A 16,389-nucleotide genomic window follows, 5' to 3' on the forward strand; every position below is an offset into this window, starting at 1 on the left:
AAAACGAACCGGCATAGAACGACAACACGAGAGGAGATAACCGCCATGCACCGATCCATCACGCTAGCCGCCACGGCGCTGGCTGCCGCCGCATCGCTGGCGATGCTGGCGCCGGCCCACGCGCAGGCACAGCCGAGCGCGACGCCCATGCTGATGTGGGTCACGCCGACGACCCCGACGAACACGCCGCAGACCGAAGCACAGGCCAAGGCCGGCGTGGAGCACGGCCGAGACCTGCCGGCGCCGGAAGTCCTGCAGCCCACGCTGGATACGCAGCTCCCGCCCTATCAGCCGCGGCGCGACATCAAGATCAGCGGCACCTTCAAGGGCGCGGCGTCCGACGTGCTGGTGGTCCTCGCTCAGAAGTGGATGGAGAAGTTCAAGGCCTACTACCCAGACGTCAATCTGTCGATCTCGCCGCCGTATGCGGGCAGCCTGGGGGCCATCGAGCTGATCAAGGGCGACCTGGATTTCGTCTTCGTCTCGCGCGAGTTGAAGCCCGATGACATCAGCAAGTTCAAGGCCAAGTTCGGCTACGACCCGTTGAGCGTGCCAATCTCGGGCGGTTCGTACCGGCACTTCGGCGCACTCGACACCGTCGCCTTCTTCGTCAACAAGGACAATCCGATCGAGCAGATCACCTTCCAGCAGCTCGACCAGATGTACTCGTCCACGCATGCCCGTGGGGGTGCCGCCATTACCAAGTGGGGCGACCTGGGCCTGACCGGCGAGTGGGCCGACAAGCCGATCAACCTGTACGGCATCCGCCCCTGGAACGGCTTTGAGGAGTTCGTGCGCCAGCGGGTGCTGAGCGCGGACGGCAAGCGCGGCGAATGGCGCGATGGCATCAAGTTCGAGAAGCTCGTGTTCCCGATGGCCAAGGACGTCGCTACCGACCGGTACGCCATTGGGTATTCGGGCATGGCCTACATGGATGCGCCCGTCAAGCTCGTGCCACTGGTCGAGAAGGCTGGCGACACACCGCAGGCCCCGACTTATGAGAACGTTGCCCTGGCCACGTATCCGTTGAGCCGCCTGACCTACTTCAACACCAACAAGACCCCGGGCAAGCCGCTGCCCCCGGCACTGGAGGAGTTCCTGAAGTTCGTACTCAGCCGCGAGGGGCAGCAGGTGGTACTCGACCATGCACGCTATGTGCCGCTACGAGCATCGCAGGCGAGCACCGCGCGCGCATTGGTGGAGGGCCGCGCCAACTGACAACGCCACGGACCTGCTGACACAGGCCGATGCCCGCGACGGCATCTGTCGGGCAGTACCAACACGCACCAGGCCGACATGACAGGCCGGGCAACAATAAAGGTGGAGACAATATGAAACTGGCCAAGACAACCCTGGCCCTGGCGATCCTGTTGGCGATCCCGCAAATGCGGGCGCTGGCTGCAGATGCACAAACGCCGAGTGCGCGGGACAGCCAGGTCGATCGCAAGGGCGGGGTGCAATCCTATGCGCAGTATCTCGTCGACAGTTACGCACGACGGCATGCGGAACTGGTCGGCATCGAGTTGCACGCCGCACTGCCAGGCGGGCAGAGCACGATCGTGGCTTCGAGAACGCCCGAACTTGTGGGCACCCCCTCCAGCCCGGAAGACGTGGCCGTGTTCCGCACTGGACGGGCAATGGTCGAGATCAACCGCAAGGGCGACCAAAACGTCGAGGTGACCCTGCCGCTGTTCGACATCGCCCGGCGGCCCATTGGCATTGCGGAGCTGACCTTCCCTTATGTGCCCGGTACCGATGAAGACGCCCTGCTGCATCAGGCCGCGCAATACCGCAATGACCTTAGCCGCCGCATTCTCGATCCGGAGAGCCTGACGGCGCCGATGCAGCTCGACGAACGCATCCCCACCGAGTCCTATGCGCAGTTCCTGATCGACGACGCGCTTGAGCAGTATCCCGGCGTGGAGGTTCTGGCGCTGCACGCGCGTACGGCGAAGGTTGCGGGCTATCCCATCATCGCGTCCAACATTGGCCGATACGGCAAAGCAGCAGAGCCCGGTGATCTGGCCGTCATTGAAAGCGGAACACCCCACGGGGCCGTCGATGCACGTGGCGCCCGCTATGAATGGAAGGTGCCGGTCAAGGACGCGGTGGGCACCACGATCGGTGTCCTGGCTGTGGTGTTTCCGTATTCCTCCCGCACGGATCCGGAGGCGTTACGCACGCAGGCCGAGCGCATCGCCGACCGTTTGCGCAGCCGCATTTCGATCGCGTCCGGGCTGGATGCGCCGTACGCGGCCGCGGGCGTGGCGCCGCGCAGCGACGCCATCAAGGAATACAACAAGCCCGAGCTGGCCAACGAACAAAGCCTGCCGATGACCAAGGAGGTGTCTTCCGGCCACGCACTGAGCCAGACGCAGGAAGGCTATACGGAGGCGATCAAGAACGTGGCCGGCGTGGTGTCCACCAACTCGGCGGGCAGCGCCAATGATGCCTTCGCCATTCGCGGCATCAAGCTCAACCTGTTCTCTAATTACCGCCTGGACGGCGGCCTGCCGATCACAGGCGTCATCACCAACCCGATCGAGAACAAGGAGCGCGTTGAAACGCTCAAGGGCGCCAACGCGCTGATGTTCGGGATCGCCAGCCCGGCCGGCATCATCAACTTCGTCACCAAGCGCGCGGGCGAGCAAGATGTCACCACGTTCGGCCTGGCGGGCAACACGTTCGGGCAGTACGGCGGCAGCGTCGACATTGGTCGGCGCTACGGCCCACAGAAGCAGCTTGGCGTGCGGCTGAACGCCTCAGCCACGCACTACGAGAACGGCGTCCACGATCTGGGCGGCAACGGCGAATTCGTCAGCCTCGGCCTGGATCTGAAGGCCACCTCGCGGCTCACCTTCCAGAGCGACTTCGAGTACTACCGCCGCGAGGTACCTGAGCAGGCCGGCATCTCGCTCAAGCCAGCCGTCAATGGCGTCATACCGATCACGCGCGTGCCGGACCCGCGCAACCTGCTCTCTGGCCGGTGGGACTTGTACACCCCTGAAACCTTCAACTGGCAGGGCCGCGCCGACTACCAGATCAGCGACGACTGGAAGGTCTTCACCCAACTCGGCTATTCGGGCTCGCACCGCCACCGCACCACCGTGCGCATCTCCGGCTACGATCTGAACACCGGCGCCAACGGCCTGGTGAACGTGCAGCCGGTCACCAACGAATATCGCAATACCTTCATCCGCACCGAAGTGCTGGGCCATTTTGCGACCGGGCCCATCACGCACGATCTCACCCTGGGCGTCTCGCGCACGTCGCGCTATTCGCTGGCCGCCGACGTGCAGAACATGACGCTGCCACAGCGCCAGAACATCTTCGACCCGATCGTCCTGAACCCACCGGTCTACACCAAGCCCGGGGTGACCAGCCCGTCGCAGACGAGCACCGACGCAGCGGTGTACGCCTATGACACGATCGCACTCACCAAGCGCCTGAAGCTGCTGGTGGGGGCGCGGCAGGTGCTCGACACGGAGGAATCCGGCTCCGTCACGTCGCAGAACCATGTGTTCTCGCCGGCGTATGGGGTGCTGTTCGACGTGCTGCCCACCACCACGCTGTTCGCCAGCTACATGCAGGGGCTCGAAGCTGGCGGCACAGCGCCCGCGAATGCTGCAAACGCGAACGTGATCCTGGCACCGGCCATCTCGAAGCAGAAGGAATTCGGCATCCGCGATTCGTTCTTTAAGGGGCTGTCGGTTAGTGCGTCGTATTTCGAGATCACGCGCGGTAATGCGGTGACCGACCCGGTCACCAACATTTTTGGCTACAGCGGCGACCTGTCTTACAAGGGTGTCGAGGCCACGGCAACCTATGAGATCAACCGCGCCTGGCGCATCCACGCTGCGGTGCTGCGTCTGAAAGCTCGACAGGAGGCCCCGAACCAGCCCCTGATCAACGGCATGACACCGGAGAACACACCGGACTGGACCGGCAACCTTGGCGTGTCGTACAGCCCTGCTGCGGTGCCTGGGCTGACGTTGCGCGGCGGCGTTGCATTGATCTCCAAGCGGCCCGTCAACGCGCAGGACCAGGGCTATATCCCGGGCTACAGCCTCTACAACATCGGTGCCAGCTACACCACCCGCATTCAGGGGCGCCGCACCACATTCCAGCTCGCGATCGACAACCTCGCCAACAAGCGTTACTGGAACTCCGTGACGACCGGCACCTACGGCATCGGCATGGACCGCACCATCAAGTTCAACGTCAAGTTCGACATGTAATCGGGGCCCCGTGGCAGACGTGCGCACGTTTCACGTTTGCCAGAGCCAATCCTGAACGAACTTTCAGGTCACATTCATCCTGCATTCGGGTGCGGCACCTAAGGTAGAGACGATCACGCCCAACCGAGCGTCGACACCCAAACTAGGAGACATCCATGACAAGGACAGCCACCCTGGCCGTCAGTATCGCAGCCGCAATCTGCGCGCTGAGTGCCGTACCCGCCCATGCACTGAAGTACGCAGCGCCGGAGCATTCGCTGAAGGCCGACCCGTCGATTCCGAAATGGAATCCGGGCCCGGTCGAGAGCAAACCCGAAGAGGAGCTGAATATCGTCGGCGCCGACATCATGGACGAGATGGTGATGGAGTGGACCAAGATCTATCGCAAGCAGTATCCGCGCCTGTCGCTCACGATGGACCTGCGTGCTTCCGGAGCCGGCGCACCAGGCCTGGTTTCGGGCAAGGGAGACCTTGCGCCAGTCGGCCGCGAAATGTTTCCGGCCGAGCGCAAGGCCTTCGTCGACAAGTTCGGCTATGAGCCGCTCGAGATCAAAGTCGCCACGGGCAGCGTCGGCTCGCTGGGCAAGACCGCGGCCAGCATCATCCTCGTCGACAAGGACAACCCGATCGATTGCCTGAGCCTGCCGCAACTCGATGCCATCTACTCGAAGACGCGCAAGCTCGGCTACAAGGAAGTCAATACCTGGGGCGACCTCGGCGCTACGGGGGATTGGGCTTCACGCCCGATTCATCTCTACGGCCTGAAGCCCGTCAACGGCATCGAGCAGTACTTCAAAGAAGTCGCGATGCACGGCGGCGAATACAAGGACAACATCCAGTTCGTCAAAGGCAAGGGCTTCACGCACGCGTTCACCGTCGCGGCTGAGGATATGGCCACGCACCCGGGGGGCCTGACCTACGCGCTGATGGCAAACGTCACGCCCAACGTGAAGGTCCTGAAGCTCTCTTCCACGCAAGGCGGCACCTGCTATGCGCCGACGGTGGAGAGCGTCTATGCGCACAAGTATCCGTTCAGCCGCTACGTCTACATCTACGTCAACAAGGCCCCCGGCAAGCCGCTTGAACCGAAGGTCAAGGAGTTCCTCAAGCTCGTGCTGAGCGAGGAAGGCCAGCAGGCGGTGGCCAACGAACGCGTCTTCATTCCGCTTCAGCCGGAAGTGGTGAAGGAGGAATTGAAGAAGCTCGACTAAGAAGACACGACCGTATTCGCCCGGCGCAGCCGTTAACCACAACGGATGCGCCGCGAGCGCACGGACGGGGTGGAAGACAACCCCATGCATGCAGTCCCCGTCCGGAAGAGGAACCGCCAAGTGGGATGCATCATCGCTGTGGTGCGACTTTCGCGGTCTCCGCAACCGCGGCTGCAAGCAATGCCCGCGAGCGTGCCGAAGAACTGCGGCAGCTGTCTGCGCCGGACTGATTTCATGCAATCGGCGCCGCCGGCGCGCCCCCCAGGGCAGGGTCAAAGGAGCTGGTATCCGACTCCGCGCACGGTCTTGAAAAGCGGCTTGCCCGGTACTTCGAGCTTGGCACGCAGCCGGCTCATGTAGACATCCAGCAGATTGGTATCAACGTCGTAGTGCGCCGACCAGATCTTTTCTGAGATCAGCGTGCGAGGCAGGATCCGCCCCTGGTTCTGCATGAAGACTTCGAGCAGCGCGTACTCCCGGCTGGTCAGGTCGACCGCCTTGCCGTTGAGGGTAACGGTATGGCTGAGCAGATCAAGGCAGATGCCGGCATGTTCGAGCACCACCTGCTTGACGGCGGCATGGCGGCGGACCAGCGATCGCACGCGCGCAAGCAGTTCTTCCAGACTGAATGGCTTGGCGAGGTAATCGTCGGCACCGATATCCAGCCCTTTCACGCGGTCCTGTACGCCATCACGTGCGCTCAGGATCAGCACCGGCTCTTGGAACCCGCCCTTGCGCCAAGTACGGAGCAGATCAAGACCATCGCCGTCCGGCAACCCCAGATCGAGGATCACGACATCGTAAGCAGACTCAACGATGGCATCGGTCGCGGCTGCGCAGGTCCGGGCCAGCGTGACGGTGTATGAGCACTCCGTCAGCCCCTGCTGAAGGAACCGGCCTAACCGATCTTGATCTTCAACAATCAGTGCCTTCATACACATCCTCGGCTAGTTCCATCTGGCATTTCGCGCACCACAAGCGGACGCAGCGCCTCAACTCCAGATGATGCTTGCTTATCAGCTGATTGCAATCAGGACTGGTACGTAGAGAACGATTTCCCACGACGATTCCGACGACACCAAACACGCGCAGGGCACGAAAACTGCCCATCCATGCGTGACATAAGTCTGCAGGAAGAAACTTGCGCACCAGAATTCGACATACCGTCACTCGCATGCGTCCCAGATGTGGCCCTGCTCAATGAAACGGAATCTCGAAAATCCACTTGATCGTCCAGCGGTCCGTAGCACGCGTCAGGCCGCGGCCGATGCCGAGGTTGAAAACGAACGGTTTGCGATCCACGTCGAATACAAGGAAGACGGTGTGCTGCTGCTCGCGCAACGGCGCAAGATGGTTAATGCGTCCCAAGCCCGCGTAGTACTCCAGCCCGGTGCGCACACCGGGCGCCACCGTACGGGTAACCTTGAAGGCCGGCACCGCTTCGGGAACACCGCTGCGATCTGGCCCGCTCAGGTTCCAATCGAGTACGGGGTTGAGTCCCACAAACATTGTTCGTTCTGATAACCGTAGATGGGGCGTAACTCCCCCGCCTGCTGAGACTGTTCGAGCCGGGATGCGACGTGGGCCAGCTCAACGTTGATACCAGCGAAGCGGCCAACGCCGTCCTCCGTCCGCACTGGCATCCACTTCATGCGCACCTTGGGGCCGGTGACGTAGAAGGTGCTGTCCCGCGTGAGTGCGGTCGGAACGTACAGCCCAAGCTCGATTGACGGCGTCAAGCCATAGGAGAACTCGGCGGTCGCGCGCCAGCCATGCGGCGTCGTGACCTCGCCCTGATACGACCGTTCCCCGATACCGCTGGGGGTGGTGTTGAGGTGCAACTCCAAGCCCAATTCGCCCGGCGCATTGATGTCGCCGGTGTAGACCTGGATTTCATCGGGGAGTACGGCATGGGCCGACCCAGCGGACAAGCCAAGCACGGCAGCAAGCCCGGCGGCACGCACAGCGCGCGATAACGGCATCGATCACTTCCTCGCAGTGTTCGCGGAGCGCAGCACGCATCAGCGCAGGGTCTTGAGCGCTTCGTCAACGAATGCGTTGGTATAGGTCCGGTCGATCTTCACCGATCCGTAGCTCGGGTTGGCTGCCGCCAGGGTGCGCCATTCCTTCTCGGCACCGTCTTCCGGCATGCGTCCATCGTTGGCGAACATCGGAATCTCTTGCTTGAGCACCGTCAGATAGGCGGCACGATCCTTCCCGCTGATCTCCTTCGGGATGACCGCCAGGATCTCTTCAGGCGTATGGGTGTTGATGTAGCGCAGCGTACGAACAAATGCCCGCGCCAGATGGCGAGCGATTTCCGGATGCGCCTGCACGCGCGCGCTCGACATGTACACCGTGCTCGACGGGAACAGCGCGCCCAGATTCCGGCGCGTGCCGTCAACCGTGGTCAGGTCGGCAAACACGGTGGCAACGCCTTTCGACTCATAGGCATCTCCGTCGGGGGTAGGGGCGACAACGAACTCTGCCCGCCCGTCGCGCAGCGCTTCGATGTTCCTCTCCTTCCCGTCCGTCCCGAGACGCGTGTAATCGCCGATGCCGTGTCCGCCTGCCAGCACCAGTGCGTTGGCCAGCGTGCTCTTCGACGAGCCAGCCCCGCCGGCAATAAAGCGCGCGCCCTTGAGGTCGGCTACGCTGCGGTACTTCTCTTTTGCTTGGTTGGCCACCAGCACCTTGGCGCCAGGCGTGACACCCAGCGTGACCACCGCCTCGGTAGCGATGCCGCGCGACTGGTTGACCACGTTGTGGTGGTAGTACGCCATCACGGCGTCAACGCGGCCATCGTTAAGCATCTCGGCGGTCGATACGTCGTCACGGATGTTCATGACGGTCACGGTGGTCCGTCCATCGTTCAGATAGCCGAGGCGTTCGGCCAGAACCACGGGGAAATTGCGGATCGCCTTGATCTCGTCAACCAGCAGGACAATGCGCTCCGGCACAGCAACGGCATCAGAAAAAGCCGGCTCGGCAGCCAGCGCGCGGCCCGCAAGCAGGCCAAGGAACGTCAGGGCAACGATTCTGGTTTTCATTGGAGAATCCTCAACAGCGCGTTATTCATGGCTCACGGCGAGACGATCGGCGACCACCACCTGCAACTCCGTACGCACGTCTTTCTTGCCGTCGCTGATCGCCTTCCATTCCGGGTTGGCCTTCAGCCGCGCGCGCACTTTCGCGACGACCGCCTCACGCGCGCTCAACGCGGCTTCGTCCTTGTATTGCAGCACCACCATCGCGTTCCACGGGCGTCCGGCCGGGAACCGGCTCGTATAGAGCGAATACCCCTGCAGCACGCCCTCTTCCATCCATCCCTTGAACTGCGGAATGACATAGCCGTCTGCGTACTTCTCATAGTCGGGCTCCGACACCAGCGTCTTGTAGGGGATGACCACGTACACCGCATGCGCAGACTTGCCATCCAACGATGCCAGCCGCTTCATATCGACCGGTGTTGTGTGGATCGAGGTCGTGACCGTCGCCGCCTCCTTCGGAAGGCCCGCTGGTCGTGTCCGCTCGATGTCTCGCCAGCGATACAGGTCGTCCGGTGTAGCGAATGTCAGCACGGCCAAGGCATCCCAGTTGTCCGAATCGGCGTAGCGATTGAAGAGCAGGTTGTACTGCTTGATCCGTCCGTCCCGCTTCCAGCGCGCAAGCTCGAGCGCGGTCGACTGCTCCATCGCCCGACGAAGCGCCGGCCGGTTCGCGGGAGTGGTCTGGTAGGTGATGATCAGTGACTGCGCCTCGCTGGCGGCAGGCTCCGCCGCACCGGAAACGCCGGCATGAAGTGCCCCCATCAGCGCGGCGACAGCTCCGACGGTGCGCGCGATTGCTCGAATCGAGTTGAGTGCCATGAGTATTCCGTCAGGACGACATCGTAAGAAAACAAGAAACTGCGGCCCGCGTGGTGCGGGCATCCCCGAGGCGGTCAGATGTCCAGCACAAGAAGCTCGCCCTTGGCGCGCGAGCAGCACGGCGTGAAGTGCCCGCTCCTCTGCCGCTGCGCGTCCGTGAGCACGCAATCGAGATGTTCCACCTCTCCGGCAATCACCCGCGTGACACACGTGCCGCAGACGCCCGCCTCGCAAGAGGTCGGAATCTTCACGCCGTGCTCGGCCAGTAACGCGGTGACCGTCATGTGCTGGGGCACCCGGTAGACCTTGCCGGTGCTGGCGAGCTGCACATCAAAGGCATGCGTGGTGGAGGGCTTGCCCAGAATGGGCCCGAAGCGTTCGCAGTGCAGTTGCCGCTCCGGCCAGCCACGTTGCCGTGCGGCGGTCAGTACCGCATGGACGAAACCCGACGGTCCGCACACATACACGTGCGTACCGGCCGGCTGCCTGTCGAGCACCTGTTCGACATTGATCCGGGGCAGCGGACCAGCATCGCTGAAGTAATACGTCACCCGGCGTGCAAACGGTGCCTGCGCAAGCCGCTGCAGAAAGGCTGCCCGGGGCCGCGAGCGCGCGCAGTAGTGCATTTCGAACTCCGCCGCGCGGCGCGACAGCCGCTCCGCCATGCTCACGATGGGCGTGATACCGATGCCACCCGCAAGCAGCAGCGAATGCGGCGCGGACTCGTCCAGCGCAAAGCGGTTGCTGGGCTTGCCGATCTCCAGCAAGTCCCCTTCGCGAATGTGCTCGTGCATCGCAATCGATCCGCCGCGCGAAGGATCGGTCCGCAGTACTGCAATCACATAACGGTGCTGCTCCTGCGGGTCATTGCACAGCGAGTACTGGCGCACCATACCGTTGCTCAAGTGCACATCGATATGCGCACCTGCAGTGAACTGCGGCAGCTTTTTCCCGGCCGGGTGCACCAGCTCGAATGCGCAGACGGCATCCGCTTCCTTCATCTTCTTCGCAACACGCACCACCAGGCGTGAGCGGTTCGACGTACTGCGCCGCATCCGACGCAGGGTGTTGCAGATACCGGTGTAAGCCAGCACGGGCACGCAAAGCGCACCGAACATGAGGAGCAATTTACCGAACACGCCGCCGACCAGGCCGGTGTGCCACGACAGCAGCCAAAAGTAGAGCTTGTGCCCCAGACTGCTTTGCGCGTAAGGAACGTACTTCAGCACCTTCCCCGTATACGCATCCAGGTACAGCATCGTGCGTGCGTTTGCGTGCGGCGCATCGCGGTCGATCAGGTACATCTCGACCGGCGCACGCGGCTTTTCCGGAATGTGCATCAGCGCATCGCGCGGCTGGGGCGAAAGCGACAGCGCTGTCTGCCAGAACCGCTCAAGCGGCAGGTGCGTTGCGCCGGTCGCGGGCACCTCCGACTTTGGCGGCTTGGCGGGTGTAGGTGAACCAACGAGCGTGTACAGACCATGCGCATACCAGTCGAACGCCTGCGGCAGGCCGCTCAGCACCATCGACAGCAGGATCAGACTGCCATAGATGCCCGCCGTCCGATGCAGGCGATATGTCGACACCGCGCGCGTCGTTCCGGATCTGAGCGAGAACGCATCCCGCCAGCCACTGCGCGGCCACCACAACATCGCGCCACCACAGACCAGCAGCACGCCAAACACCATCGCGCTTGTCCCGGTGATGAGGCTGCCGTTCTTCATGAAGCGGAAGCGGTGAATCTTTTCAATGGTGCCGAGCAGACCGCCATAGCGAGCCCGCTCGCCCAGCACAGCGCCGGTACATGGATTGAGGTAGACGAAATGCTGATCAGTGAACCGGACCATCGCAGACGGCATGCGCGGTGCATTGGGCTCGCCAGCAACCAGCCGGACGTAGTCGAGCGTTGCGATGGGCCGCAGCGCGGCTGCATTGGCTGTGAGCGTGTCGACCGGCACGCGGCCCGTGCAGGTCGGCACCGTCAGCAGTTCGCGATTGAACACCGGCTCCAGTTCTGGACGGAATGCGATCGATGCCCCTGTCACGGCCATCAGCAGGATCACGAGCCCAACCGTCAAGCCGGAATAGCGATGCATCTGAAGGAGGCGGGACCGGAAAGCGGGTGTCATGCGCGGCTCGGTTGATGACTGTTCATGCCGCCATTCTTGGTTCACGAACCTGAACGGAAACTGAATCCTGGGAGAAAGTCAGGGTAAGTCCTAAGGGGACTTCAAAACACACGCGATCCGGCCCTAAAGTGGCCACAGGATGTCTGGGATTGGGGTGAGGACCTGTCTGGTTCGCCCACAATGCAGCGAGGGGTCATCAGCGCGTCAAGCCTGCTTGACCTTGGAGCTTCGCATCGTCTCAGTGCCGACCAAGTTATCGGAATCAAACACGACAGGTAGCCTCTTTCGAGCCAGAATCGGATGAGGAGGATGGCTCTCGACTCAGTTCAAACCTCACGATATCCGCCTGCATCGATCATGTTGGTGAGAACGTAGTGACGCTTCAACTGGTCGCGCGCACCCTGTACCTGTTTCGACGGGACATCGATCGCTTGCCGCAGCGGCATCTTCGGACGGAAACCAGACGAAGCACGAGTCAAGATGCTGGCCGCAAAATTCGGTGGACGGCTCTTGGAGCGCGTTCATACATGCTCCCTGCTTCCTGGAGCAAAACCATTCCTTGCAAATCGGCATGGTCATCAATCGCTGCATCTGATCTGCGGCACCCGCCAGAGGGACCTGGACACGATCGTCGCACGGCTAGGATTGACGCACGACTTTGACAGCATCGTCGGCGCCCCCACCGGAAAGCGAGATGCCTTCTTGTCCATCCTCGTGGGAGATCAAATGCTTCCGCATCAAGCGTTAGCCATCGGCGATTCGATGACTGAACTACGGGCAGCACAAGCACTTCGCATCCCGTTCATTGGAATCGCTAGTCCAGATGCGCCGGACACGTTTCCTGCCGAAACGGTCGTCCTACCCAACCTTGCGGCGGCCGACGCTATGTGGAACTGCGGCCGGTAAGTAGCAGAAAATCAGCACGTGTGCCTCGGTGGTGAGCCGTCGACATCGATCCCAGACACATGGTGCCAACAGCGCAAGATCTCCCAATGGTGTGCGCCAGTCTCACGCGCTGGCGATAAAAATAGCCGGTCCAAAAGACCGGCCATCCTGAAGACACTACTTCCAGAACTTCAAAAATTCCACATGAATTCTATATTTTACGAATGAAAACCCTTTTTTAACTATGAGGACTATTTTTTAATCCGATAACGGCGCCAGGATTTGCGTCAGCCCAGATCCACAGGCACAAAAATCTTCGTATCGTCACGCTGCACCAGCAGGGCGACATGCTTGCCGGCGCGGTCCACCAGCGTGCGCAGCTCCTGCACCGACGACACTGGCGTGCCGTTGAGCGACAGGATCACGTCGCCCGGTTGGATGCCGACCTTGGCCGACGGGCCGGTCACGTCCATCACCACCAGGCCGCCGGGCAGGCCGTTCTGGCGCTTCTCTTCCGGTTGCAGCGGCCGCACCGCCAGGCCCAGGCGGCCTTGGTCCGGCGCCGCCTTTTCACTGGACGCCACTTTGGCATCCTTGGCGGCGCCCACGGTCACAGTCAGTGTGGTCGGCTTGCCCTGGCGGATGATCTGCAGCGGCACAGTAGAGCCCGGCTTGATGTCGGCCACCTGTTCGGGCAGATCGCCCGACCGGTCGATACGTGCATCGCCAATCTGCAGGATCACGTCGCCAGGTTGCAGGCCGGCCTTGGCTGCGGGGCCGCCGTCTTCCACCGAGTTCACCAATGCGCCTTCCGGCTTGGGCAGCTTGAAGGAATCGGCAAGCGACTGGTCGACCTCCTGCACCGCAATGCCCAGGCGGCCACGCGTGACCTTGCCGGTGGACACAAGCTGCTGCTCCACCTTCATCGCCACATCGATCGGCACGGCAAACGACAGGCCCTGGTAGCCGCCGGTCTGGCTGTAGATCTGCGAGTTGATGCCGATCACCTCGCCGCGCTGGTTGAACAGCGGGCCGCCCGAGTTGCCGGGGTTCACGGCCACATCGGTCTGGATGAAGGGCACATAGGTGTCGTCCGGCAGCGAGCGCGACTTGGCACTCACGATGCCCGCCGTGACGGTGTTCTCGAAACCGTACGGCGAACCGATGGCCAGCACGGGCTCGCCCACCTTGGTGTTGGCGGGGCTGCCGATCTGCACCACCGGCAGGTTCTTGGCCGAGATGCGCAGCACTGCCACGTCGGATTGCTTATCGACCCCCAGCACCTTGGCCTTGAACTCGCGGCGGTCGGTCAGCTTGACGTTGACCTCCTGCGCGCCATCCACCACGTGGGCGTTGGTGAGGATCAGCCCATCTGCCGAGACGATGAAACCCGAGCCCAGACCGCGCACGATCTGGTCGCCACGCTGCTGCGGCATCTGCGGCATGAACCGCTTGAAGAATTCGGAGAACGGATCATCCGGGCTCATGCCGGGCGGCAGGCCCTGCATGCTGGTGCGCTGGGCATGCGCGGTGGTGCTGATGTTAACCACGGCCGGGCCGTAACGGTCGACGATGCCGGAGAAGTCCATGGGCGCTGCCACGGCCACCGGCGCCACGCCGGAAGCGGGCGCGGTCGTTGCCGTTGCGGTGGCAACGGGTGCCGCCACCGCACGTGAAATCATGTCTTTCTGAAGATAGGCATAGCCGCCTGCAACGGCGACCACAGCGGCCAGGCCAGCCGCACTGCGTGCCAGGGTTTGACGCGTCATTGTCGTGTCCTCTCTTGCTGAGCACGAGGGTCACGGCCTGCGGAGTCGCCGGCCGTGCCCATCGGTTGAAGGCATCGTAGGCGGGCAAACTTAAACGAGACTTAAACGTGGACGGCGTACGCGGACATCACACGAAACAAAATGTTTCTACGTGTTGGCCTTGAAGGGGAAACGCAGCACCACGCGCAAGCCGCCGCCTTCGCGCGCTTCCAGCGCCAGGGTAGCGTCATGCGCCTGCGCGATCTCCCGAACGATGGCGAGCCCCAGGCCGCTGCCTCCGGTGGGCGCCTGCGCGGGACGATAGAACCGATCGAGCACGCGCTCGCGTTCCTCCGCGGGGATGCCCGGGCCGTTGTCCTCGACCACGAGCTGCGCGCCGCCGTCGGGCGTGTGTGCGGTCGACACATCGACGCGCGCACCGCGCGGGCAGTAGTTCAGCGCGTTGTCGACAAGGTTCACCAGCAGCACGCGCAGCGCATCGGCATTACCGATGACGGATGCGGGCTGCGACTCCACCGCGATCCCCAGGTCAATGCCCTTGAGCACTGCCGCCGGTGAAAGTTCGGCAACCACATCGGCCGCCACGGCGTCGAGCGCAACCGTTGCGCGCTGCGTATCGGCAGCGCCCGGCTCCTGCCGCGCGAGCGTCAGCAACTGGCCAACGAGGCGAATCATGCGTTCCACACCACGATGCAGATCGGCGTGCGCGGCGCGGCGTTCGTCTTCGTTCTCGGCACGGTCGGCCACCTGCAGCTGCAGCTTGAGCGCAGCCAGAGGCGTACGCAGCGCGTGGGCGGCGTCGGCGACGAACGCGCGCTGGTGCGCAAGTGCGGTGCCGAGTCGCGCCAGCAGATCGTTCAACGCATTCGTCAGCGGGCGGATCTCGTCAGGCAACCCCTGCGTGGGCAACGGCGAGAGCGCTGCCGCATCGCGCGCCTGCACCTGCCTGGCCACCGAGCCCAGCGGCGCCAGCCCGCGCCCGACCGCCAGCCAGACGATCCAGCCCAGCAGCGGCAGCAGGATCAGCAACGGGGCCACCGTGCGCAACGCCATGCGCGCCGCCACCTCGTGCCGCGCGCTATAAGGCTGGGCGATCTGCACTACGGCAGGCCCGAAGGCGACGCTGTAGATGCGCCACGGGCCTTCCGGCGTATTTGCGTCGGAAAAGCCCAGCTCCGCCTGGTCCGGCAGATTGGGTCGCGCGTGAGAGAGATACAGGCTGCGGCCGGTGCCGTCCCAGATGCGGATCACCACATCGTCGTCACGCGCAATGCCGGCCAGCGCTGGCGGCGGCGGGTCGATCCACTGGCTCGGCAGCGCGGCGGCCACCTGCTGCATCTGGTAGTCGAACAGCGCGTTGGCTTCCTGGCGCGCCTGCGCGTAGATCAGGCCGGTGGCGATGACGATGCCCGCCAGCAGGCCGCCGGCCAGCCACCACAGCAGGGTTTTACGGATCGATTGCATGGCTTATTGGTGCGCGTCGCCGTCGGCAGGTTCCGCAGGCGACGTTGACGCCTCACGTGGAATCACATACCCCACGCCGCGGATGTTCTGGATGAAATGGCTACCGAGCTTCTTGCGCAGCGCGTGGATGTAGACCTCGACCGTGTTGCTGCCGACCTCTTCATCCCAGCCGTAGAGGTTGTCCTGCAACTGGGCGATCGACCAGACCTTGCCCGGCCGCGCCAGCAGCGCGTGCAGCACCGCAAACTCACGGCCCGACAGCTTGACCGGCACACCGGCGCGCAGCACCTCGCGGGTGACGGGGTTGAGCAGCAGCTCGCCGTGGCGCATGAGCGGATCGGCACGGCCGCCCTGTCTGCGCAGCAGCGCGTGCATGCGCGCAGCCAGTTCCTGCAGGTCGAAGGGCTTGACGAGGTAGTCGTCTGCGCCGGCATTGAGGCCGGCCACCCGGTCGGCCACAGCATCGCGCGCGGTGAGGATCAGGATGGGGATGGCGATGCCGCGCTGGCGCAGCTCGCGCACCACGTCGAGTCCGTCGCGCTTGGGCAGGCCGAGGTCGAGCAGCATGAGGTCGAACATGGTGGTGCCGGATTCCGCACCGGCGGCACCGGCGGCGCCGGGCGCGGTCACGGCGTGCACGGCAGCCTCGCCGTCACGCACCCAATCGATGGCGAAACCGTCGTGGCGCAAACCCTTGCGCACGCTATCGCCGATCATGTCGTCGTCTTCTACGAGCAGTACGCGCATGGACGCATCAAAAATAGGCCGGGGAAGACCCATTGTAGAACTGCCGCGCGGGCGGCCCACACTTTGTACAGAGCCGC

The 16,389-nt window shown here is 63.3% G+C and carries 11 protein-coding genes and 1 pseudogene; 4 read left to right on the forward strand and 8 right to left on the reverse strand.

All coding sequences use genetic code 11. The features are described 5' to 3' along the window. Window positions 1–45: 45 nt before the first annotated feature. The 3 genes from ACUXH0_RS01355 (at window position 46) to ACUXH0_RS01365 (ending at window position 5,449) form a co-directional block, all read left to right on the forward strand. On the forward strand, window positions 46–1,218 hold the full coding sequence (locus tag ACUXH0_RS01355) for a PstS family phosphate ABC transporter substrate-binding protein (RefSeq protein WP_024542322.1): 1,173 nt from the start codon (window positions 46–48) through the stop codon (window positions 1,216–1,218). Between the two features lie 113 nt (window positions 1,219–1,331). Then, entirely contained in the window at window positions 1,332–4,238 is a 2,907-nt protein-coding gene (locus tag ACUXH0_RS01360) for a TonB-dependent receptor (protein WP_182593588.1), read from the forward strand. A 155-nt stretch (window positions 4,239–4,393) separates the two neighbouring features. Further along, window positions 4,394–5,449, forward strand: a complete 1,056-nt coding sequence (locus ACUXH0_RS01365; RefSeq protein ID WP_024542320.1) for a PstS family phosphate ABC transporter substrate-binding protein — start codon at window positions 4,394–4,396, stop codon at window positions 5,447–5,449. A gap of 272 nt (window positions 5,450–5,721) precedes the next feature. On the opposite strand, the gene ACUXH0_RS01370 is transcribed toward ACUXH0_RS01365, so the two are convergent. The 5 genes and pseudogenes from ACUXH0_RS01370 to ACUXH0_RS01390 form a co-directional block, all read right to left on the reverse strand. Beyond that, window positions 5,722–6,384: a winged helix-turn-helix domain-containing protein gene (locus tag ACUXH0_RS01370; protein WP_004632676.1), complete on the reverse strand. Its 663-nt coding sequence runs from the start codon at window positions 6,382–6,384 to the stop codon at window positions 5,722–5,724. 262 nt (window positions 6,385–6,646) lie between these two features. After that, a pseudogene (locus ACUXH0_RS01375) lies at window positions 6,647–7,431 on the reverse strand (hypothetical protein). A gap of 39 nt (window positions 7,432–7,470) precedes the next feature. Next, window positions 7,471–8,499, reverse strand: coding sequence for an ABC transporter substrate-binding protein (locus ACUXH0_RS01380; protein WP_182593587.1), 1,029 nt, complete (start codon window positions 8,497–8,499; stop codon window positions 7,471–7,473). Window positions 8,500–8,520: 21 nt separating this feature from the next. Continuing rightward, complete coding sequence (locus ACUXH0_RS01385; RefSeq protein WP_182593586.1) at window positions 8,521–9,318, reverse strand: hypothetical protein; 798 nt, start codon at window positions 9,316–9,318, stop codon at window positions 8,521–8,523. Between the two features lie 74 nt (window positions 9,319–9,392). Beyond that, on the reverse strand, window positions 9,393–11,447 hold the full coding sequence (locus ACUXH0_RS01390) for a PepSY domain-containing protein (RefSeq protein ID WP_024542317.1): 2,055 nt from the start codon (window positions 11,445–11,447) through the stop codon (window positions 9,393–9,395). A gap of 480 nt (window positions 11,448–11,927) precedes the next feature. Here ACUXH0_RS01390 and ACUXH0_RS01395 point away from each other — a divergent pair, with 480 nt between their 5' ends. Further along, entirely contained in the window at window positions 11,928–12,353 is a 426-nt protein-coding gene (locus ACUXH0_RS01395) for an HAD family hydrolase (protein WP_024542316.1), read from the forward strand. A 266-nt stretch (window positions 12,354–12,619) separates the two neighbouring features. On the opposite strand, the gene ACUXH0_RS01400 is transcribed toward ACUXH0_RS01395, so the two are convergent. The 3 genes from ACUXH0_RS01400 to ACUXH0_RS01410 all read right to left on the reverse strand — a co-directional run bounded on the left by ACUXH0_RS01400 (window position 12,620) and on the right by ACUXH0_RS01410 (window position 16,312). Then, on the reverse strand, window positions 12,620–14,101 hold the full coding sequence (locus ACUXH0_RS01400; RefSeq protein ID WP_004632664.1) for a DegQ family serine endoprotease: 1,482 nt from the start codon (window positions 14,099–14,101) through the stop codon (window positions 12,620–12,622). Window positions 14,102–14,248: 147 nt separating this feature from the next. Beyond that, the gene (locus tag ACUXH0_RS01405; protein ID WP_024542315.1) at window positions 14,249–15,565 is read right to left on the reverse strand and encodes an ATP-binding protein; all 1,317 of its coding nucleotides are present in this window, start codon (window positions 15,563–15,565) and stop codon (window positions 14,249–14,251) included. A 3-nt stretch (window positions 15,566–15,568) separates the two neighbouring features. Then, window positions 15,569–16,312 carry a response regulator transcription factor gene (locus ACUXH0_RS01410; protein WP_182593585.1) on the reverse strand — a complete coding sequence of 248 codons (744 nt, stop codon included), beginning with the start codon at window positions 16,310–16,312 and terminating at the stop codon, window positions 15,569–15,571. Window positions 16,313–16,389 lie beyond the last annotated feature (77 nt).

It is taken from the genome of Ralstonia sp. 110700041-2, from assembly GCF_056280165.1.